At 41.8% G+C, this 20,440-nt stretch carries 18 protein-coding genes; 14 read left to right on the top strand and 4 right to left on the bottom strand.

Features of this window, described 5'->3' with window-relative positions:
• The first annotated feature begins 8 nt into the window (after window positions 1-8).
• From ftsB to rpoS, 9 genes are all read left to right on the top strand, one after another.
• Window positions 9-296, top strand: a complete 288-nt coding sequence (gene ftsB, locus B1F84_RS11460; protein WP_008110330.1) for a cell division protein FtsB — start codon at window positions 9-11, stop codon at window positions 294-296.
• Window positions 286-987 (top strand): 2-C-methyl-D-erythritol 4-phosphate cytidylyltransferase, encoded by a 702-nt coding sequence (gene ispD / locus B1F84_RS11455; protein WP_076918330.1) that lies wholly within the window; start codon window positions 286-288, stop codon window positions 985-987. The genes ftsB and ispD overlap by 11 nt, the downstream gene beginning before the upstream one ends.
• Window positions 984-1,466, top strand: a complete 483-nt coding sequence (gene ispF, locus B1F84_RS11450) for a 2-C-methyl-D-erythritol 2,4-cyclodiphosphate synthase (RefSeq protein ID WP_131691480.1) — start codon at window positions 984-986, stop codon at window positions 1,464-1,466. The genes ispD and ispF overlap by 4 nt, the downstream gene beginning before the upstream one ends.
• Window positions 1,463-2,512, top strand: a complete 1,050-nt coding sequence (locus tag B1F84_RS11445; RefSeq protein WP_131691479.1) for a tRNA pseudouridine(13) synthase TruD — start codon at window positions 1,463-1,465, stop codon at window positions 2,510-2,512. Before ispF ends, B1F84_RS11445 begins: the two co-directional genes overlap by 4 nt.
• The gene (gene surE / locus B1F84_RS11440) at window positions 2,493-3,257 is read left to right on the top strand and encodes a 5'/3'-nucleotidase SurE (RefSeq protein WP_010387748.1); all 765 of its coding nucleotides are present in this window, start codon (window positions 2,493-2,495) and stop codon (window positions 3,255-3,257) included. The genes B1F84_RS11445 and surE overlap by 20 nt, the downstream gene beginning before the upstream one ends.
• Window positions 3,247-3,885 carry a protein-L-isoaspartate(D-aspartate) O-methyltransferase gene (locus B1F84_RS11435; protein WP_131691478.1) on the top strand — a complete coding sequence of 213 codons (639 nt, stop codon included), beginning with the start codon at window positions 3,247-3,249 and terminating at the stop codon, window positions 3,883-3,885. Before surE ends, B1F84_RS11435 begins: the two co-directional genes overlap by 11 nt.
• Window positions 3,886-3,894: 9 nt before the next feature.
• Window positions 3,895-4,473 (top strand): YqaA family protein, encoded by a 579-nt coding sequence (locus B1F84_RS11430; protein WP_131691477.1) that lies wholly within the window; start codon window positions 3,895-3,897, stop codon window positions 4,471-4,473.
• A gap of 41 nt (window positions 4,474-4,514) precedes the next feature.
• Window positions 4,515-5,339, top strand: a complete 825-nt coding sequence (locus B1F84_RS11425) for a peptidoglycan DD-metalloendopeptidase family protein (RefSeq protein ID WP_131691476.1) — start codon at window positions 4,515-4,517, stop codon at window positions 5,337-5,339.
• A 117-nt stretch (window positions 5,340-5,456) separates the two neighbouring features.
• Window positions 5,457-6,428: an RNA polymerase sigma factor RpoS gene (rpoS, locus tag B1F84_RS11420; protein WP_131691925.1), complete on the top strand. Its 972-nt coding sequence runs from the start codon at window positions 5,457-5,459 to the stop codon at window positions 6,426-6,428.
• A 57-nt stretch (window positions 6,429-6,485) separates the two neighbouring features.
• On the opposite strand, the gene mutS is transcribed toward rpoS, so the two are convergent.
• Window positions 6,486-9,071 (bottom strand): DNA mismatch repair protein MutS, encoded by a 2,586-nt coding sequence (gene mutS, locus B1F84_RS11415; RefSeq protein ID WP_131691475.1) that lies wholly within the window; start codon window positions 9,069-9,071, stop codon window positions 6,486-6,488.
• A 21-nt stretch (window positions 9,072-9,092) separates the two neighbouring features.
• On the opposite strand from mutS, the gene B1F84_RS11410 reads away from it, so the two are divergent.
• Window positions 9,093-9,581 carry a CinA family protein gene (locus B1F84_RS11410; protein ID WP_076918326.1) on the top strand — a complete coding sequence of 163 codons (489 nt, stop codon included), beginning with the start codon at window positions 9,093-9,095 and terminating at the stop codon, window positions 9,579-9,581.
• Between the two features lie 68 nt (window positions 9,582-9,649).
• Window positions 9,650-10,693, top strand: a complete 1,044-nt coding sequence (gene recA / locus B1F84_RS11405) for a recombinase RecA (RefSeq protein WP_008110343.1) — start codon at window positions 9,650-9,652, stop codon at window positions 10,691-10,693.
• A gap of 127 nt (window positions 10,694-10,820) precedes the next feature.
• On the opposite strand, the gene B1F84_RS11400 is transcribed toward recA, so the two are convergent.
• Both B1F84_RS11400 and B1F84_RS11395 read right to left on the bottom strand, forming a co-directional pair.
• Window positions 10,821-12,941: a TonB-dependent siderophore receptor gene (locus B1F84_RS11400; RefSeq protein WP_205988857.1), complete on the bottom strand. Its 2,121-nt coding sequence runs from the start codon at window positions 12,939-12,941 to the stop codon at window positions 10,821-10,823.
• A gap of 202 nt (window positions 12,942-13,143) precedes the next feature.
• A complete protein-coding gene (locus tag B1F84_RS11395; protein ID WP_131691473.1) occupies window positions 13,144-14,304 on the bottom strand; it encodes a DcaP family trimeric outer membrane transporter in 1,161 nt (386 codons plus the stop codon).
• A 417-nt stretch (window positions 14,305-14,721) separates the two neighbouring features.
• Between B1F84_RS11395 and acs the strand changes: the two genes are divergently transcribed.
• The 3 genes from acs (at window position 14,722) to B1F84_RS11380 (ending at window position 19,171) form a co-directional block, all read left to right on the top strand.
• The gene (acs, locus tag B1F84_RS11390) at window positions 14,722-16,662 is read left to right on the top strand and encodes an acetate--CoA ligase (RefSeq protein WP_008464207.1); all 1,941 of its coding nucleotides are present in this window, start codon (window positions 14,722-14,724) and stop codon (window positions 16,660-16,662) included.
• Between the two features lie 92 nt (window positions 16,663-16,754).
• Window positions 16,755-17,405, top strand: coding sequence for a response regulator transcription factor (locus tag B1F84_RS11385; protein ID WP_008111545.1), 651 nt, complete (start codon window positions 16,755-16,757; stop codon window positions 17,403-17,405).
• 158 nt (window positions 17,406-17,563) lie between these two features.
• The gene (locus B1F84_RS11380) at window positions 17,564-19,171 is read left to right on the top strand and encodes an AbgT family transporter (protein WP_131691472.1); all 1,608 of its coding nucleotides are present in this window, start codon (window positions 17,564-17,566) and stop codon (window positions 19,169-19,171) included.
• Between the two features lie 76 nt (window positions 19,172-19,247).
• On the opposite strand, the gene purU is transcribed toward B1F84_RS11380, so the two are convergent.
• Window positions 19,248-20,078, bottom strand: coding sequence for a formyltetrahydrofolate deformylase (gene purU / locus B1F84_RS11375; protein ID WP_131691471.1), 831 nt, complete (start codon window positions 20,076-20,078; stop codon window positions 19,248-19,250).
• Between the last annotated feature and the right edge of the window lie 362 nt (window positions 20,079-20,440).

Raw genomic sequence — 20,440 nt, 5'->3', positions numbered from 1 at the left:
AGTGTTTAATGCGATTTTTTCAATTTGGCTTGTTGTGCTTAGCACTTTTTATCCAGTATCGCCTTTGGTTTGGTCATAACGGGGTGCAAGACTACACCCGTTTAAAAAATGCGGTGGCATCGCATCAACAAACTAACGAAAAACTAATAAAGCGTAATAAAGTATTAAAAGCGGATATAGAAGATTTAAAGCTCGGCCACGAAGGCATTGAAGAGCGTGCCCGCAACGAATTAGGAATGATTAAACCGGACGAAACCTTTATTCGTGTTTTACCGGCTCAACACCATGACAAATAAACAAACTATTGCTGCTATTGTTCCTGCCGCAGGTGTTGGCAGTCGAATGCAACACACAACACCAAAGCAATATATTTCCTTAGCAGGGAAAACCATTCTAGAGCATACGCTCGCTAAGTTATCGCAGTTACCGCAGTTAAACTCTATAGTGGTGGCTCTGAGCGAAACCGACCCCTACTTTGACGACCTTACGCTAGCTGATCCTCGCATTGTGCGTGCTATTGGCGGTAAAGAGCGCGCAGATTCAGTGTTAAACAGTTTATTGTTTTTAGCTGCCAACCCACCTGCTTGGGTTTTGGTGCATGACGCTGCAAGACCTTTAGTCGATATTGCTGATATAGAGCGCTTAATCGCACAGTGCATGCAGGCTGATGAAGGCGGCATTTTAGCCAGCAAAGTAAAAGACACTATAAAACGAGGGCAAAGCCATGCGCAGCAAACTGTGCCTCGTGATGATTTATGGCAAGCGCTTACCCCGCAACTGTTTAAATACGACGAGCTTAAAACGGCATTGCAAAGTGCGCTTAACAGCGGTGCAACCATTACTGATGAAGCTAGTGCAATGGAGTGGGCAAATAAGCCGGTAAAGCTGGTAGCAGGGCGTAGTGATAATATTAAAATCACCACCCCAGAAGATTTAGATTTAGCAGGCTTTTTACTGCAAAAACAAAATAATGAGAGTGCAACATGATACGAATAGGCCATGGTTTTGACGTACATAAATTTGGAGGCCAAGGGCCTTTAACTATCTGCGGCGAAAAAATTGATTACCCGCAAGGCTTTTTAGCACACTCAGATGGTGATGTGGCTATTCATGCATTATGTGACGCTATTTTAGGCTCATTAGCGCTGGGCGATATTGGTAAGCATTTTCCGGATGCGGCTAGTGAATATGAAAATATCGATAGCCGTATTTTACTTCGCCATGTAGTGAGTTTGGCTAAGCAACAGGGTTATGTATTGGGCAATGCGGATGTCACCATTGTGGCACAAGCGCCAAAAATGCTGCCGCACATTCAAGCAATGCGAACCAATCTTGCTAGTGATTTAAATGCTGAGCTTTCACAGGTAAATGTAAAAGCTACCACTACTGAAAAGCTCGGTTTTGAGGGGCGAAAAGAAGGCATTTCAAGCCATGCCGTGGTCATTATGAGTAAACAAAACGCATGAGCGAATTAAATTATTTATATGGTGCGCCGCTTTCCAAAGCCGACTTTAAAACCACGGCAGAAGACTTTATGGTTGATGAAGATCTCGGTATAGAGTTTACCGGCAGTGGCGAACATGTGTGTTTGCAAGTGGTTAAAAAGGGTGAAAACACCCAATATGTTGCCAAGCTGATTGCACAAAAAGCGGGTGTATCGCCGCGTGATGTAAGCTATGCCGGTATGAAAGACCGTCATGGAGTATGCTCGCAGTGGTTTAGCGTCAAAGTACCGATTAAAAAGCATATTGATTTTACTGAGCTGAATAGCGAAAGCGTGTTTGTAGTATCGCAGCAGCGTCATGAGCGAAAATTACGCACCGGTTGTCATAAAGGAAATAGATTTACTATTACCTTGCGCAATGTAACCGAGCCGCTTGATATTTTATGCCGTATAAACGCAGTACGCGCAGGTGTGCCTAACTACTTTGGTGAGCAGCGCTTTGGCCGTGATGGACACAACCTAGTGATGGCCGAAAAAATGTTTGCTGGTGAGCGTATTCGCGATAAAAAGCTGCGAGGCATTATTATTTCTGCAGCACGTTCACATGTGTTTAATCAAATTGTTAGTTTACGCGTGGCTGAGCATGGTCTTGCTAAAACCATGCACCGCGAAGTATTTATGCTCAGTGGCAGTAATGCATTTTTTGAAGATGCGATAAGTGATGAAAATATTGCACGGCTTGCCTCTGGCGACATTATGATGTCGGCGCCCATGGTGGGCAAAAGTGAAAAAGGCTTAACCGAACAAGAAAAAACATGGTTGGCACCGTATCAAGCATGGTGTGATGGCTTAGGTGAGTTAGGGCTTAAAAACGAGCGCAGAATGCTGCGTTTAATCCCCCAAGAGCTAAGCATAGAAACACTTGATGAACGCACATTAAAACTCAGCTTTGGCTTACCCAAAGGCTGTTTTGCAACGGCTTTACTACGCGAACTGGTTGATTATACTGATGCCAGCCCACGCGAGCGAAAAGAAAAGGATAACGCAGATGAAGATTCTATTAAGTAATGATGATGGTGTTAATGCCAAAGGTATTGCTGTTTTATATCAAGCATTAACACAAATCGCTGAGGTAACGCTGGTTGCGCCAGATAGAAATTGTAGTGGTGCAAGTAATTCATTGACGTTAATGAACCCGCTGCGTGCCACAACGCTCGACAACGGTTTTATGTCGGTAAACGGTACACCCACTGATTGTGTGCATTTAGGTGTTAATCAATTAGTGGATGAAAAACCCGATTTGGTTGTTGCTGGTATTAATCATGGCGGTAATTTAGGCGATGATACGCTTTACTCTGGTACGGTTGCTGCGGCGACTGAAGGCCGTCATTTAGGCTTACCAGCAATTGCGGTATCTTTGTGCTCTCATCATGGTGAGCATTTTGAAACAGCGGCAGCCGTTACTGTAAACATTATTAAAGGACTAGCCTCGCATCCGTTGCCCAAAGATCAGATCATTAATATTAATGTTCCCGATATTCCGCTCTCTGAGCTCAAAGGCGTTCAGGTAACTCGTTTAGGGGCTCGTCATAAAGCAGAAACCATGACCAAGCAAACCGATCCATGGGGACGCGATATTTTTTGGTATGGCTCACTAGGGCTTGAAAGCGACGCAGGTGAAGGCACTGACTTTTATGCGGTTAATAATGGCTATGCATCAGTGACCCCGTTAAGCGTTGATATGACTGCCAAAGACAGTATTAAAGCCGTGGGAGAGTGGTTAGCCGAGTTGGAGATTAATCGTGCTGGCTAATTATACTCGCAGTGCACAAGCGCTTTCAGACTTATTACAGCGAGATGGCGTAGAAGATAAAGAGGTTTTAAAAGCAATAGCGCAAATTCCTCGGCATATTTTTATTGATGATGTACTCAAACACAAGGCGTATCAAAATACCGCGCTACCTATAGGACAAGGGCAAACTATTTCTCAGCCCTATATTGTTGCGCGCATGACCGAGCTAATGCGATTAGCCGGTGTGCAACATAAGGTGTTAGAAATAGGCACCGGGTCGGGCTATCAAACTGCGGTTTTAGCTAAAACCTTTGATAAGGTATATTCGGTAGAGCGTATTAAAGCTTTGCAATGGCAAGCTAAACGCCGATTACACCAGCTCGATTTGTACAATGTCGCCATGAAACATGGCGATGGTTGGCAAGGCTGGCAGTCACAAGCGCCATTTGATGGCATTATCGTGACCGCTGCGGCAACCACCATTCCCCCCGAGTTACTCGCACAACTTGCCGATGGAGGCGTATTACTCGCCCCTATTGGTGAGGCGGAACAAAAATTAACTATGGTTATTCGCCAAGGCGATAGCTTTACAGAGCATGTAATTGCGCCAGTAAGATTTGTACCTTTAGTCCCTGGTGATATTGAATAGGAATTCATTTTGAAGTTGTTTACCAAGTTATACGATATGGCGCTAGTGTGGGCTAAACACCGCCATGCAGAACGTTATTTAGCAGGAATGAGCTTTGCCGAATCGGTATTTTTTCCGGTCCCACCCGATGTAATGTTAGCCCCCATGTCGCTAGCGCAACCGAGCAAGGCATGGCGATTTGCAAGCTTTGCCACGGTTGCGTCTGTGCTCGGCGGCGTGCTGGGTTACCTGCTTGGATTTTGGTTGTTTGAACCGGTTGTAGAGCCCTTTATTGCGCAAATGCAATGGCAAGATAAATTTAATACGGCGCTTGCATGGTTCAAAAATTACGGTGTTTGGGTGGTATTTATAGCGGGATTTTCGCCTATTCCTTATAAAGTGTTCACCATTGGCGCTGGTGTATTACAAATGGCGTTTTTACCTTTTATTATTGCTTCTGCTGTTGGCCGTGGCGCGCGTTTCTTTTTAGTTTCTGCTTTAATGAAATGGGGCGGAGTTAAAATGGAACAAAAATTACGTCAATATATTGAAGTACTTGGCTGGGCAGTGGTTGCTTTAATCGCTGTTGCGTACCTATTGTTGCGATAATAGCCATAATATAATGATATTAAAACAGAGGGCAAAACACATTGAATAAACAAATACGCTGTTATGTTGCTTTATTTATTAGTGTTTTGCTTTGTGCATGCTCGTCTCGCCATGTTCCCGCTCCTGTAAGTAGTTTAAATAATAATATTAATGACTATCCTTCACAGATTAATATTAACGGTGGTAAGTACACGGTACAAAAAGGCGATACACTTTATTCGATTGCTTTTAGTGCTGGAAAAGATTTCAGAGAACTTGCAAAAAATAATTCAATTCCATCACCTTACACTATTGTTCCTGGTCAGGTTGTATCCCTTTTAGAACCAAGCAGGTCAAGGGTTACACAAAAAAAGCATAAAAAGAAAGCTGCTAAAAAGCCTTCTCATTTACAAAAAAGTAACAGAAAATTAAAGAAAGAGCTTGATAAGCCGAAAAAACGTAGGTATGTTCAAAAACAAGCTAACCAAAAAATTAGTCAGTCTCAAGGTTCTTCAACTAAAAAGTTGAGTTGGTTTTGGCCTGCTAAAGGTAAAATAACAAAACGCTTTTCTAACAAGGAAAATGGTTATAAAGGCCTACAGATTGCTAATAAAAAGGGTACTACCGTACTCGCCGCGGCAAAAGGAACAGTAGTTTACGCGGGAAGTGCGCTAAGAGGTTACGGTAATTTAATTATTTTGAAACATAACGATGATTACCTAAGTGCTTATGCACATAATTCAACGTTACTTGTGAAAGAAAAGCAAATAGTGAAGGCGGGACAAAAAATAGCAGAAATTGGTAATTCAGAGTCTTCAGTAACGGCACTTCGTTTTGAAATTCGTTATCGAGGAAAAGCTGTTAACCCTGCTAAGTACCTACCCTGAACTGAAGGAATTGATTGACTGTTCTGGAGAAGGCTCATGGCTAATACAGCAAAAGCTAATAAAACGACTACAGACCTTAATCATAAAGTTATTGATAGCTTGCTCAGGAGAAGTCTTATGGCTGATGTAGCAAAAGCTGAGAAAACCCCCACTGATGATAAGTTTGACGACTCTAAAGTAGAGGAGACAACGAAGTTACTTGATGACGTGGAAGATGAAGATGTATTTGTAAAAGAAGAAGTCACTAAAAACCTCGACGCGACCCAGTTATACTTAGGCGAGATTGGTTTTTCCCCTCTATTAAGTGCAGAAGAAGAAGTATTTTTTGCACGAAAATCGCTGAAAGGCTGCGAAGCCTCCCGAAAACGCATGATCGAAAGTAACTTACGCTTAGTTGTAAAAATTGCGCGTAGGTACAACAATCGTGGGCTTGCTCTACTTGATTTAATTGAAGAAGGTAATCTAGGGCTGATCCGGGCGGTTGAAAAGTTTGATCCTGAACGTGGTTTTCGATTTTCTACTTATGCCACATGGTGGATACGCCAAACTATTGAACGGGCAATAATGAATCAAACCCGTACTATTCGTTTACCTATTCATGTAGTTAAAGAGCTTAACGTTTATTTACGTACAGCCCGTGAGCTAACGCAAAAGCTTGATCATGAGCCAACCGCAGAAGAAATAGCAGAAAGCTTAGACAGACCAGTCGAAGATGTAACAAAAATGCTTCGCCTAAATGAAAAAATAGCGTCTGTAGATATGCCTATTGGTGGTGAAAACGACAGTGCATTGTTAGATGTGATTGCCGACGAAAAAAATGTCGGTCCTGAAGGTGAAGTACAAAACAATGATATGAATACGCATATTATTGACTGGTTAGGTGAATTGAATCCTAAGCAGCGCGAAGTACTGGCACGTCGCTTTGGTTTACTCGGTTATGAGCCTTCAACGCTTGAAGATGTGGGCCGTGAAATTGGGTTAACCCGTGAAAGAGTTCGCCAAATACAGGTTGAGGCGCTACGTCGGTTAAAAGATATTTTGCAACAAGAAGGGTTAAGTACTGAGAGCTTATTTGAACAGTTCGCTTAATCTAAACACGCAATAAAATTAAATACAGCCCGACTTTTTAAGTCGGGCTGTTTGCGTTTAAAGCAGTGCTTTTAATTTATAAAGCAGTTCATGCGCCTGACGCGGTGATAGGTTATCAGGGTCTATCGCGCTCATTTGTTGCTCCAATTCACTTGGTTGAGTGGTTTGTGGTTCACTATCAAACGGTAAAACCTGCTGCTCTGTGGTGACTGTTGTGACACTTTGATGGTTTTCAAGCAAGCTTAGCTTTTGTTTTGCTTGGGCTATAACCGCTTTAGGCACGCCGGCCAGAGCTGCTACTTGTAAACCAAAACTCTTACTCGCTGCGCCATCTAATACAGTATGCATAAAGGCAATGGTATCGTTGTGTTCAATAGCATCTAGGTGCACATTAACCAGCCCAGGTGTTTGTTCTGCAAGCTCAGTGAGTTCAAAGTAATGGGTTGCGAACAGAGTTTTAGCCGCGATTTTTGAAGCGAGATGATCCGCCGTCGCGTATGCCAGTGATAAACCATCGTAAGTACTGGTTCCTCGGCCTATTTCATCCATTAATACCAATGATTGTGCGGTGGCATTATTTAAAATTGACGCGGTTTCTGTCATTTCAACCATAAAGGTAGAGCGCCCAGATGCTAAGTCGTCACTAGCGCCAATACGGGTAAATATTCTATCAATATTACCAATTTTAGCGCTATCGGCAGGGACATAACAGCCAATGTGCGCCATAAGCACAATAAGGGCAGTTTGGCGCATGTAAGTTGATTTACCGCCCATGTTAGGGCCGGTAATTATCAACATTTTACGCTGGCTATTGAGTTCTACAGGATTGGCAATAAACGGGTCTTTCATTACTTGCTCAACCACAGGGTGGCGGCCTTGTTTAATGCTAATATTATCGTTATCGCAAAGCTCTGGCTTGGCATAATTAAGTGTTTGGGCACGCTCTGCTAAATTGTTCAGTACATCTAAATCGGCAATGACTGAGGCCATTATTTGTAGCTGCTCAATATGCGGCGCTATAAATTCAAATAACTGTTCGTATAGCTGTTTTTCCAGTGCCAGCGCTTTTGATTGGCTGCCAAGCACTTTATCTTCGTGCTCTTTAAGCTCTGGAATTATATAGCGCTCGTTATTTTTTAACGTTTGACGACGAATGTAATCTGCAGGGACTAAATGCGAGTTAGCGCGGCTCACTTCAATAAAAAAGCCATGCACGCGGTTGTAACCAATTTTAAGCGTACTAATGCCCGTGCGTTCACGTTCGCGTTGCTCTAGTTGTTCAAGCACATCGGTTGCACCTTGGCTTAAATTACGCCACTCATCGAGTTCGCTGTTATACCCTGGCGCAATAACACCACCATCACGAATTAACACTGGTGGGTTATCAATTACTGCACGTTCAAGTAATGCTTGAAGCTCGGGGAGCTCTTTAGAGTGGGCAATAATATGAGAAATACGCGCATCTGTGGCATCGTTTAATAAGCTATGTAGCGGTGCTAATGCTTGAAGCGCACTACGAAGCCTTGTTAAATCACGTGGCCGAGCAGTATGTAATGCCAAACGAGCAATTACACGTTCTATATCACCAATATCTCTAAGAGCGTCATGCAGCTCACTGCATAATTGCACATCTAAAATAGCACTAATGGCATTTAGACGAGAATTTAACTCGTCTTTATTGCGAATAGGGGTATGAATACGGCGCTTCAGTAATCGCGAGCCCATAGCCGTTGCTGTTTTATCAAGTACTTGGGCAAGTGTATTTTCAAAGCCACCGGATAAATTAACGGTGAGTTCAAGGTTTTTACGGGTAGGCGCATCTAAAATTACCGCGTGTTCATTATGCTCAAGAGTAATTGCACGAATGTGCGGTAATGCAATACGTTGGGTATCTTTTACGTATTGCATTAAACAGCCTGCCGCTACCAAGGCGCTATGCGCTTTGTCGACCCCAAAACCGACTAAATCTTTGGTGCCAAACTGCTCACACAGTAAGTGTTGCGCGGTATCAAGGTCAAACTCCCAATCAGGGCGACGACGCGCTCCCTTAATATGTTCAATTAAATGAGTGTTTTCAAAGTGTTCACTATATAGTAATTCAGCAGGCGCTAAGCGTTGTAGGGTTGAGCTAAATGCTTCATCGGTACTAACTTCAACAATGTTGAAGCGCCCAGAGTTGATATCAAGATACGCAACACCGTATAAGCCTTTTTTATTTTGCCAAACACTGGTTAGTAAGTTGTCTTGGCGCTCTTGCAGTAAGGCTTCGTCAGAAATAGTACCAGGAGTTACAATACGTACTACTTTGCGCTCAACAGGGCCTTTGCTGGTGGCAGGGTCGCCCACTTGTTCACAAATAGCCACCGACTCGCCCATTTGCACTAAGCGGGCTAAGTAGTTTTCTACCGCATGATAAGGCACGCCTGCCATAGGAATAGGATCGCCCCCTGCTTTGCCACGGTGAGTTTGTGAAATATCAAGCAACTGCGCGGCGCGTTTTGCGTCATCAAAAAAGAGTTCGTAAAAATCCCCCATCCGATAAAACAATAAAATATCGCGATGCTCTGATTTTATTTTTAGATACTGCTGCATCATAGGGGTTTGTTGTTTTATAGTGTGCGGTGCATAAAGATCAAACGACATGTATTTACCCAAAGGCTGAATATGGAATTACATCAAGAGATTAAGACACTTGCTGCGCAATTAGGCGCTATTTTAACGGATAAACGCTTATGGATCACTACCGCTGAATCATGTACTGGTGGTGGAGTGAGTTATTCGCTTACCGATACCCCAGGCAGCTCAGCATATATTGACCGTGCATTTGTCACTTATAGCAATAACGCAAAGCATGAATTACTCAATGTGAAGCATGATACCCTAGAGGAATTTGGCGCGGTGAGCGAACAAACAGTCATTGAGATGGCAGCAGGCGCTTGTAAGGCTGCAAATGCTGATATTGGCATTGCTATTTCAGGGATTGCAGGACCCGGTGGTGCTACTGAGGGCAAACCGGTAGGGCTCGTGTGGTTTGGACTGCAAATTAATGGTAAACACTGGACGTTTGAACAAGTATTTAATGGTAACAGGGCGCAAGTTAGGCTGCAAGCTATTGTATTTTCTTTAAAAATCATAATAGAGAAGATAAAATAATAAAATTAGCTTGATACTGTGATTTCATACAGTATACTTGTCTGCATTAGCTGGATTTGGAGAAGAAAATGAACGATAACAAACAAAAAGCGTTGGACGCAGCTTTATCACAAATTGAACGTCAATTTGGTAAAGGCTCAATCATGAAATTGGGTGACAATAAAGCGTTAAACATTGACGCTGTATCAACAGGCTCGCTAGGTATTGATATTGCCTTAGGCATAGGCGGCTTGCCGATGGGGCGTATTGTTGAAGTATATGGCCCAGAGTCATCAGGTAAAACAACGCTAACATTGCAAGTTATCGCTGAAGCTCAAAAAGAAGGTAAAACCTGTGCCTTTGTTGATGCTGAGCATGCTCTTGATCCAATTTATGCACAAAAACTAGGTGTTAACATTGATGAGTTACTGGTATCTCAACCAGATACAGGTGAGCAAGCACTGGAAATTTGTGACATGTTAGTGCGTTCAAGCGCGGTTGATGTAGTGATTGTCGATTCGGTTGCAGCATTGACACCAAAAGCTGAGATTGAAGGCGACATGGGTGATTCACACATGGGTCTACAAGCACGTTTAATGTCACAAGCATTACGTAAGCTTACAGGTAACATTAAGCGTTCAAACACACTATGTATTTTCATTAACCAAATCCGTATGAAAATTGGTGTAATGTTTGGTAACCCTGAAACAACAACTGGTGGTAATGCCCTGAAATTTTACGCCTCTGTACGTATTGATATTCGCCGTATTGGTTCGGTAAAAGAAGGCGATGAAGTTGTTGGTAATGAAACGCGCGTTAAAATTGTGAAAAACAAAGTTGCACCGCCGTTTAAACAAGCTGAATTTATCATTATGTATGGCGAAGGTATTTCTAAGCAGGGCGAGCTGATTGATTTAGGTGTTAAGCACAAAATTGTTGAAAAAGCGGGTGCTTGGTACAGCTACAATGGCAACAAAGTTGGCCAAGGTAAGTCTAATTCGATTAAGTTCCTTAAAGAAAACCCTGAGATTGCAGATGAAATTGAAGGTAAATTGCGTGAGATGCTATTGCTAAAAGCAACGGTTGAGCCAGAAGATGGCGAAGACGTATTAGGTGATGAAGGCGACCTTTAAGCCAATTAGTTTTAAAGCTTGATTTGACCCGAGCTTAAAAAAAGCGCTAACCATTTAGGTTAGCGCTTTTTTATTGTTTGCTAATAAATAGTCTTAAGCTCTGCTCAAGAGAGCCCAGTGCTTAGGTTTACAGCTGCCAGTTAACTGACAATGAGTAGTTACGGGGTGCCCCGTAGTAACCTTGCTCCCAATAAAGGCTGTTTATGTACTTTTCATCAGTACTGTTATTAACATTAAAGGTAACACCGACGTTTTGAGTAATTTCGTAGGTGGCCATTAAATCTAATAAGCCATAAGCATCTTGTTTTGTAGTTGCCAATGCGTTGCCTGCTGGATCTTTTACTTGCACACGGCTAATAGAATCTTGCCAGCGGTAATTAGCACCTAAGGTTAAACCATCAATAAATGGCACTTGATAAGTGGCTGCCATTTTTAATTGGTTTTCTGGGGTGTAATCTTTAACGAGTTCATCACCATCAATACTTAAATTGCTAAAGCTGATGCTGGCACTTAAATCATCAGTTAAGCGACCGCTTAATTCAATTTCGAAACCATCACTGTTAATACCATCTGCAGCGTAATAACGCGTATCGCTTGGAAGGGAGCCCGGAAGTGCAACAGCAAGTCCATCTTGCTTAGCATCAAAATAGGCCAGTGTTACAAATACTTGCTCATCTAAAAGTTGTGCTTTTAAACCAACTTCAGCACTTTTACCAATAACCGGAGCCAGTTGTTCAGCGTTAATGTCTAACTCTTTTTGTGGCACAAACGTTTCGGTGTAGCTAGCATACGCTGATAACGACTCAGTAAAATCGTACACCGTACCAATGTAAGGAATAACCTCTGAGTCATCGCGGGTTTGCACTACACTATAAGCAGTACCTTTAGTTTCCCAATCGGTATAGCGTACGCCTGCCAAAATGCTTAATGGCTCTGCTAGTTTAATACGAGTTGAAATATAGGCAGATCTTTGTGTATTTTGTACATCACTGCCGTTAGGCGAATCAACCAGTGTTGCCTCAGGGATAACACCATCCCAAGTCGCTAAATCAGGCATCGCAGGGAAACCATTTCCTGTGCTGAAGTCATAAAGCGATTGGTCATTAAAGTCCATGTTTGCTTGGCTAATACCGAATGATAAGTCGTGCTCTAGTGAAAATAACTCAAATTTACCGCTGGCATATAAGTCAAACAAATCTTGGGTGTCTTTGTAATCATAACGACTCGCATAGCCGGTTAAACCTAAACCAGTTTCTTTATCTGGGGTACCATACACATAAAATAATTCAGAATTTTGTTCATTCTTTATGTGGGCATAACGGGCTTTAGCGACCCAGGTAGCCGATAAATTTTGCTCAAGAGTTACATAGATACGTTCAGCGCTATTATCCCAATACGACCAATCTGCAGCTGTACTAGTTGACTCATCATAGTTAGTGGGGGAGCCATCTGTGTAATTAAGCGGTAGCGCGCCCCATAGAGGGCTGTCGGCATCTTTTTGTTGGTTTACGTAGTTAATGTTCAGAAGTGTATCGTCGGTTAGCTTTCCTTCATAGGCAAGGTAGGCAATGGTTTTATCGGTTTCGTAGCGGTCTAGATATGACTCTTTATCTTGCTTAGTAAATACAGCACGGACAGCATGCTCGTCGTTAATCGGTGTGGAAACATCAATATCTACACGTTTGTTATTCCACGAACCATAAGAAGCCGATGCATGAACTTGTGTTGTGTAGGTTGGCTTTTTTAGCACCATATTAACAGTCGCTGATGGGTTACCTGCACCGGTCATCATGCCATTGGCACCACGTACAATTTCAACACGGTCGTAAATTGCAGTATCAAGTGTCCCTTGAATTGAACCAGAGGTTTGCGGTGTGCCTAAGCCATCGATTAAAAAGTTAGTTATTTCAAAACCACGGGCTTTAAAGTATGTACGATCGGTTTCTATTTGTTCTACTGTTACGCCTGGTGTGCTCTCTAGTACCGCATTAATATCATCAAGCGAAAAGTCATCCATTAACGCGCGTGAAACAACAGAAATTGATTGCGGAGTTTCTTTAATGGTTAAACCTAGCTTAGTCGCAGACTGTGCTTCTTCGGTAATATAGTTTTTATGATGTTGCCCATAAACAGCAATTTTTTCTAAAGGCAGGTTGTCTTGCGTGTCGTTTGCAACAGCATGCCCAGATAAAACCAGTGAAGTAAGTAGACTCAGTTTAAATGCAGAGTTTTTATGTTTGTACAGCATCATGTTTCCCATAAGATTAAATGTGGGTGGTAATTTAATCTAAATGAGAGTGATTTGCAATTTCGTTTGCTGGGTATTTTACACGTCTTTAATATTTTTTAAGTAAAGCGCATGGATTTGGTTAACTTGAGCTCTGGTTAAAAACAAAAAAAGCGGCCGAAGCCGCTCAGGAAGTAAATCAGTATTTTAATTGGTTAGGAAATTAAAACGCATACTTTACAGAAAATTGTAAACGATCTAGATCGCCATCTACGCCACTTTCAAGCTCGCGTTCTGCATGTTTAAATTCAGCGCCAAAGGTTAGACGTTTAACCGGTGAGTATAAAATATTTGCGCTGTAGCTTTGGCTTGATTCTGTAGGGTCGCCATACATTGCAAGTAGGTTTTCATCATTATCAGCAGACAAGAACGAATATAAGAAAGTAGAGCGCCACTGGCTGTTCCACTTATGTTGATACGCAATAAAACCAGATGTTGAATCAATCGCATCTAGGTCATCACCATTAAGAACCGCACCACGTGCTACGTTTAGACCCACATAACGACCTAGTCCTTTACCTTGGGTAAGCATAAATTTTAGATTGTCTTCACCAAGCTTCACCATACCCGATGCACTAACACCAAATGAGGTTTCATCGGCATCAACACCACCTACTTTGTAGGTCAGTTGACGAGCAAGGGCTGTTACTACAAAGTTACCCCAATCAGCATTATGGGTGTAGCGTGCGGTAAAGTCAGGTAATGAGGCATCATCAGTTACGGCCATGCCACCGCCGGCTGTAGTAATTGTGCTTTCTGGGTTCTCTAACGAGAATGACCATGCACCCGTAGTGTATTTAATTTGAGATTGACGAACAAACACCGTGCCTTCTGCAGGACCAACAAAATCAAGTGCTTCTGGTAATGCACCGACGTTTTGAAAGTTTGACCATGTTTGACCAAATAACCAGCCATCATATGAGATAAATGCATGGCGAATGCGCGGAGAGTATGAATTAGACACACGCTCGTTGCCGCCAGGAGCTGACGCTAAAAAGTCTAGCTCTATTTTAGTTTTAACCGTTTTACCGTTATCTAATAAGGTAGCAGTTCCAAAATTAAAACGTGACTCACGAGCGTGCATATCAAATACGGCGTCTGAACTATTATCGTTACCAACGGTTAGTGTACTTGGCACATAAAAATCACGGCCAACACTGGTGCCCGCAGGAGCGCCTGCTGAGTAGTCACTCCACATTGCGTCGAGTTTAATGTATCCACCGTAGGTAAATTCTGTATCACCTATTTTTGCAGCATAAGCTGTGCTAGAAAGTGCATATAGTACAGCACTAGCTGCCAGTGTTTTAATTGGAGTAAATTTCATTGTTGCGTCCTTTTATAGGCTACTTGTTGTATGTTGTTTGCTTATGATATGTATTAATGTGTGTTACTTATATAGTACTAACAGATTGAATTTAATTATCTTTAATCTAATTTGTTAGTAAATACGAATTATTAATAAACAATCAAAGTTTTTAAATATTCAAGCTACTGTTGTATATGTACACAATTTACTCAATCAACTATTAGTCTATTAGACTAAGGTTTAATAATTATTGAGTGTTCATATACTTTTATTTAATAGTATGTTTTTTATGTAAATAGGGTGTAGCCATGAGGATTATAGATAAGATAATCGTTGTTTGAACTCAGATACAACTAATGTCTAATATTTAATAGTGCACTGCTGAGTAATCCTTGATGAAAAGCCTAAGGCAAGTAATATAAATTGGAGACTAATATGTCACAAAGTATCTATCCAGTTCCTGCGCACATTAAAAACGCAGCGCTCGTCGATAATGAAAAATATAATACGATGTATAAACAGTCTATTGAGGACCCTGAAGGGTTTTGGGCTGAGCACGGTAAGCGTCTTGACTGGTTTACTCCATATTCAAAAGTAAAAAACACTTCATTTGATAAAGGCCATATCAATATCAAATGGTATGAAGATGGCTACCTTAATGCCTCATATAACTGTATTGATCGTCACTTAAAAACAAAAGCAGATAAAGTAGCGTTAATTTGGGAAGGCGATGATCCTTCGCAAAGCGAAAATATTACCTACCAACAACTACATGATGAAGTTGCTAAATTTGCCAATGGTTTAAAAAAGTTGGGTGTGAAAAAAGGTGACCGTGTAGCCATTTATATGCCAATGAGCCCACAAGCTATATACGCAATGCAAGCTTGTGCCCGTATAGGTGCTATTCATTCAGTTATATTCGGTGGCTTTTCACCGTCAGCTATTGCGGATCGTATTAACGACTCGGGCGCTAAAGTGGTGATCACGTCAGATGAAGGCCGACGTGCAGGTAACTGTGTTCCGCTCAAAGCCAATGTAGATGAAGCCGTATTACAAGATTCAGTCACCACTGTTGAACATGTAGTGGTACATAAACTAACGTCAGGCGATGTTGATTGGCACGACCATGATATTTGGTGGCATGACTTAGTTGCAGATCAAGCGCCAGAGTGCGAACCTGAACACATGAATGCTGAAGACCCGCTGTTTATTCTGTATACCTCGGGTTCTACGGGTCAGCCTAAAGGTGTGGTTCATACCACCGGTGGCTATTTAGTCTATTCATCTATGACCCACGAATACATTTTTGATTTAAAAGACGATGATATTTTTTGGTGTAGTGCTGATGTTGGCTGGATCACAGGTCACAGTTATATTGCTTACGGGCCGCTCGTTAATGGGTGTACGCAAGTCGTATTTGAAGGCGTACCGACTTACCCAACAGCAGGTCGTATGGGTGAAGTGGTTGATAAACATAACGTGACAATTTTATACACAGCACCTACTGCCATTCGTGCATTGATGGCCAAAGGCGAAGAGCCGATTGCCAGCTCACATCGCGACAGCTTGCGCATTTTAGGTTCTGTGGGTGAGCCAATCAATCCAGAAGCATGGACCTGGTACTATGAAAAAATTGGTAAATCTAATTGTCCAATTGTAGATACTTGGTGGCAAACTGAAACCGGTGGCATCATGATTGCGCCATTACCAGGTGCAACCGATATGAAACCTGGCTCTGCAACTCGTCCATTCTTTGGTATTGCACCGGCGTTATTTGATGCTGAAGGCAATACATTAGAAGGTGCGGTTGACGGTAACCTTGTGATTTTAGATAGCTGGCCTTCACAAGCACGAACTGTGTATGGCGACCATGAGCGCTTTGAACAAACCTACTTTAGCGCTTATCCTGGTGTGTACTTTACTGGTGACGGTTGTCGTCGCGATGAAGACGGTGATTATTGGATCACAGGACGCGTTGATGACGTACTTAATGTGTCTGGGCACCGTTTAGGTACTGCTGAAATTGAAAGCGCATTAGTTGCTCATGAAGCTGTAGCTGAAGCGGCAGTGGTAGGTTACCCACATGATATTAAAGGCCAAGGTATTTACGTTTACATAACTCCTAATGAAGGCGTTACTGTGAGTGATGAGCTGACCAAAGAGATCCGTAATTGGGTACGTAAAGAGCTAAGCCCAATAGCATCACCCGATATGATTCAATGGTCGCCAGGTTTACCAAAAACACGTTCTGGCAAAATTATGCGTCGTATTTTACGTAAAATCGCGGCAAATGAGTACCAACAGCTTGGTGATACCTCAACACTTGCTGATCCGTCAGTGGTTGATGAGCTAGTAGAAAATCGATTAAATCGTTAATTTCACGTTAAAAGCTTGATTAGAAGTTGATTCTAAACGTAGTATATCGGCTGTTGTCTATTGGACAGCAGCCGAATTTTTGGGAGTGAACAATGAGTCAGTTTTTAATAGCGGACGATCATCCGTTATTTCGTGAAGCACTAAAGGGCGCTTTGAGTGCAAAGTTTGCGGGTTTGGAAGTATTTGAATCAGCGGATTTTGATAGCACATTGCAGGTGTTAAGCGAACAAGAAGATCTTGATATATTACTACTAGATTTACACATGCCAGGTAACGGTGACTTATACGGCTTGATCCGTATACGTGAAGATTACCCAAGCTTACCTATTGCGGTGGTTTCGGGTAGTGAAGATGTAAATATTGTTTCGAAAGTTATGGGTTATGGGGCAATGGGGTTTATTCCTAAGTCTTCATCATCTGACGATATTGCCAACGCAATTAACCAAATACTTGAAGGCGATACTTGGCTGCCAACCGAGCTAAAAAGTAAAGTGGCTGAAATCGAAGGCGCAGATAGAGAAATTGCCGCACAAGTGGCATCACTTACTCCACAGCAATACCGCGTTTTACAATATTTGCACGAAGGTTTACTGAATAAACAAATTGCGTACGAGCTTCACATTTCAGAAGCCACAGTCAAAGCACACATTACTGCCATATTTAGAAAACTCGGTGTTTATAACCGAACTCAAGCTGTTTTAATTGCTGCAAAACTACAACTAGAACCCATAGAGCAAGCCTAAGCAGACTAAATAAGAGGCGAGAGCCTCTTTTTTGCAATCCCATTACAACAAACCAATTAGTTAATTACCATGACATAACAAGTCATTCATCTTTATTACATGACCTGCTCAGAAAATAATGCTAGGTTACGGGCATTTTGTAATTAAGAGAGCATGGTATGTCAGACTCAATAGACTCACCACACACATCCCAAGATGAAAATCAGGTCGCAAAGGGCGGCTGGTTCAATCGATTTTTAGCCACAGTAGAATTTTTAGGGAACATGCTTCCCCATCCAATTACCTTATTCGCGCTGTTTTGTATTGCCGTTATTTTATTTAGTGGCGTTGCCGATTGGTTTGGACTAAGTGCCATCGATCCTCGTCCTGAGGGCTCTGCTGGGCGCGATCCAGATGGTGTAATTGAAGTGGTTAGCTTACTCAGTGCTGAGGGCTTACAGCGTATTGTAACGGGCTTGGTGACTAACTTTACCAGCTTTGCTCCATTAGGTACGGTGTTAGTGGCGCTATTAGGTGTGAGTGTTGCCGAGCATTCAGGGTTATTGTCTGCGGCAATGCGTGGCATGGTTATGGGTGCATCTAAACGCTTAGTAACCTTTATGGTGGTCTTCGCTGCTATTTTATCAAACACAGCGTCTGAGCTGGGTTATGTAGTATTGATCCCCCTAGCGGCAATGATATTTCATAGCTTAGGTCGTCATCCGCTTGCAGGTCTTGCTGCAGCGTTTGCTGGTGTATCGGGCGGCTATAGCGCTAATTTATTACTTGGCACTATCGATCCGTTATTAGCGGGTATTACTACGCCTGCAGCACAAATGATTGACCCAACTTACCAAGTTGGCGCTGAAGCAAACTGGTATTTTATGATGATTTCGGTGTTGCTAATTGCTGTTTTAGGCACACTTGTTACTGAGAAAATTGTTGAGCCACGTTTAGGTAAATATAATCCAGATGAAGCCAGTGAAGATTTAGCTCAAAATAATATTGCGGGTTTAACTGACAAAGAAAAATCAGGTTTAAAATGGGCTGGGGTTTCATTACTTCTGGTTTCATTGTTACTTGCTTGGACTATTGTTCCTGCCGACGGTATTTTACGTAATCCTGAAACGGGGTTGGTTGCTCACTCTCCGTTTTTAAAAGGGATTGTGGTGTTTATTTTTGTCACCTTTGGTATTCCAGGTTTTGTGTATGGTCGCGTGGTTGGTACCATGAAAAATGATAAAGACGTGATCAATGCCATGAGCAAAAGTATGAGCTCTATGGGCATGTACATTGTATTAGTGTTTTTTGCTGCACAGTTTGTGGCATTTTTTAAATGGACTAACTTAGGTACGATTTTAGCGATTAATGGTGCCGCATTACTACAAGCACTTAGCTTAACTGGACCGGAAGTATTTGTACTGTTTATTTTAATGTGTGCGTTAGTTAACTTAACTTTAGGCTCATCGTCAGCGCAGTGGGCAGTAACAGCACCTATATTTGTTCCTATGCTGATGCTTATAGGTTATGCCCCCGAGACAATTCAAGCGGCTTACCGTATTGGTGATTCAGTAACTAACTTAATTACTCCGATGATGAGTTACTTTGGTTTAATCCTCGCGGTTGCCACTAAATACAAAAAAGACATGGGAATAGGTACTTTGGTAGCCACTATGTTGCCATACAGCTTAATTTTCTTTGTTGGCTGGGTGGTACTGTTTTATTTATGGGTATTTGTTTTAGGTATGCCAGTAGGCCCTGGGGCACCAACGTATTACACACCCTAATTAGGTAAGGTTTAATATTTACTTATAAAAAATGCCAGCTTAGTAGCTGGCATTTTTAATTTTGATATAAAGCTAATTATGAAAATACCACGGTTTTATTGCCATTAATAAACAGCTTATGTTCTGATGCTAGTTGCAGTGCTTTACAAAACACCGTTTTTTCCACATCTTTACCCATTTTAGCCATCATCTCAGCTGTATTCGCATGAGTCACACTCGATACGTCTTGTAAAATAATAGGGCCTTCGTCTAGCTCATTATTAACAAAGTGAGCCGTGGCACCAATAATTTTCACACCACGTTCAAACGCCTGATGATATGGTTTTGCACCAATAAAAGCAGGTAAAAATGAGTGATGAATATTAATGATTTTACCCTCAAAACGACCTACAAATTCAGGGCTTAAAATACGCATATATTTAGCTAGGCCAATAATGTCTGGGTTATAGCTGGCAATTAAGTCACCGACTTTTTCGTCGTGCTCACTGCGCGTAAGTCCTTCATGAGAAACCACATGAAAAGGAATATCAAACCCTTTCACTAGAGGCTCTAAAGTAGGGTAATTGGCGATAACGGCTAGTATCTCGATGTTTAGGGCTTGTTCAAATTGCTTAAGTAACATGCCGCCCAAACAATGAGCTTCTTTTGTAGCTAATAGTACCACTTTGGTTTTTTCTTCGCCGTGCAGTGCCACTTTTGCGCCAGCAGGTAATACATCGCGCAGTTGTGACAAAAACTCAGTATGTGGTTCGCCTGTAAGCTCTGTGCGCATAAAAAAGCGCTGCGCATCTTTATCTACAAATTCGTTATTACGAATAATATTTAAATTATGCTCATTACACAGTCCGGTAATTTTGGCGATTAAACCTATATCGTCTGCGCATTGGGTGGTTAGTATATAACTCATTTTCCTCATTCTTACCCAGTAGTTAGTTGCTTCATTATTTGTGTTTTAACTCAGAAAGCAAGGCCTTTGTGTGATGCCCAATATTTAATTTTCATTAAAGCTAAAATAGTGTTACTGAGGTTAGTTAAGATTTAATCGTAAGGTAATAAGCTGTGCACTAGTAAGAATTTATAGCATGAGAAAAATTAGTTATTTATTACTGCTTTTATACTATCGTCTAGTTATAAAGTTGATTTTAGTATGTTTTACTAACATACGAGTGTATTAAATTGCGCAACAACCCTGTTTGTGCTTAATTTATATACAAGTGTAGCGCTGTTGTCAGTAATACAAACAATGGAAACGTAGTTGCTAAGTGGCTG

Origin of the sequence: Pseudoalteromonas sp. DL-6, from assembly GCF_004328665.1 — a bacterium.
Taxonomy (GTDB): domain Bacteria; phylum Pseudomonadota; class Gammaproteobacteria; order Enterobacterales; family Alteromonadaceae; genus Pseudoalteromonas.
This window is presented reverse-complemented; position numbering and strand designations above follow the sequence as displayed.

What these genes read in the sequence shown, in the direction of transcription:
- B1F84_RS11410 (WP_076918326.1), top strand. Translation starts at nt 9,093, where the DNA reads ATGGAATTACATCAAGAGATTAAGACACTTGCTGCGCAATTAGGCGCT.
- surE (WP_010387748.1), top strand. Translation starts at nt 2,493, where the DNA reads ATGAAGATTCTATTAAGTAATGATGATGGTGTTAATGCCAAAGGTATT.
- ftsB (WP_008110330.1), top strand. Translation starts at nt 9, where the DNA reads ATGCGATTTTTTCAATTTGGCTTGTTGTGCTTAGCACTTTTTATCCAG.
- purU (WP_131691471.1), bottom strand. Translation starts at nt 20,078, where the DNA reads ATGAGTTATATACTAACCACCCAATGCGCAGACGATATAGGTTTAATC.
- B1F84_RS11400 (WP_205988857.1), bottom strand. Translation starts at nt 12,941, where the DNA reads ATGCTGTACAAACATAAAAACTCTGCATTTAAACTGAGTCTACTTACT.
- rpoS (WP_131691925.1), top strand. Translation starts at nt 5,457, where the DNA reads ATGGCTGATGTAGCAAAAGCTGAGAAAACCCCCACTGATGATAAGTTT.
- acs (WP_008464207.1), top strand. Translation starts at nt 14,722, where the DNA reads ATGTCACAAAGTATCTATCCAGTTCCTGCGCACATTAAAAACGCAGCG.
- B1F84_RS11380 (WP_131691472.1), top strand. Translation starts at nt 17,564, where the DNA reads ATGTCAGACTCAATAGACTCACCACACACATCCCAAGATGAAAATCAG.
- B1F84_RS11395 (WP_131691473.1), bottom strand. Translation starts at nt 14,304, where the DNA reads ATGAAATTTACTCCAATTAAAACACTGGCAGCTAGTGCTGTACTATAT.
- ispF (WP_131691480.1), top strand. Translation starts at nt 984, where the DNA reads ATGATACGAATAGGCCATGGTTTTGACGTACATAAATTTGGAGGCCAA.
- ispD (WP_076918330.1), top strand. Translation starts at nt 286, where the DNA reads ATGACAAATAAACAAACTATTGCTGCTATTGTTCCTGCCGCAGGTGTT.
- B1F84_RS11445 (WP_131691479.1), top strand. Translation starts at nt 1,463, where the DNA reads ATGAGCGAATTAAATTATTTATATGGTGCGCCGCTTTCCAAAGCCGAC.
- mutS (WP_131691475.1), bottom strand. Translation starts at nt 9,071, where the DNA reads ATGTCGTTTGATCTTTATGCACCGCACACTATAAAACAACAAACCCCT.
- B1F84_RS11385 (WP_008111545.1), top strand. Translation starts at nt 16,755, where the DNA reads ATGAGTCAGTTTTTAATAGCGGACGATCATCCGTTATTTCGTGAAGCA.
- recA (WP_008110343.1), top strand. Translation starts at nt 9,650, where the DNA reads ATGAACGATAACAAACAAAAAGCGTTGGACGCAGCTTTATCACAAATT.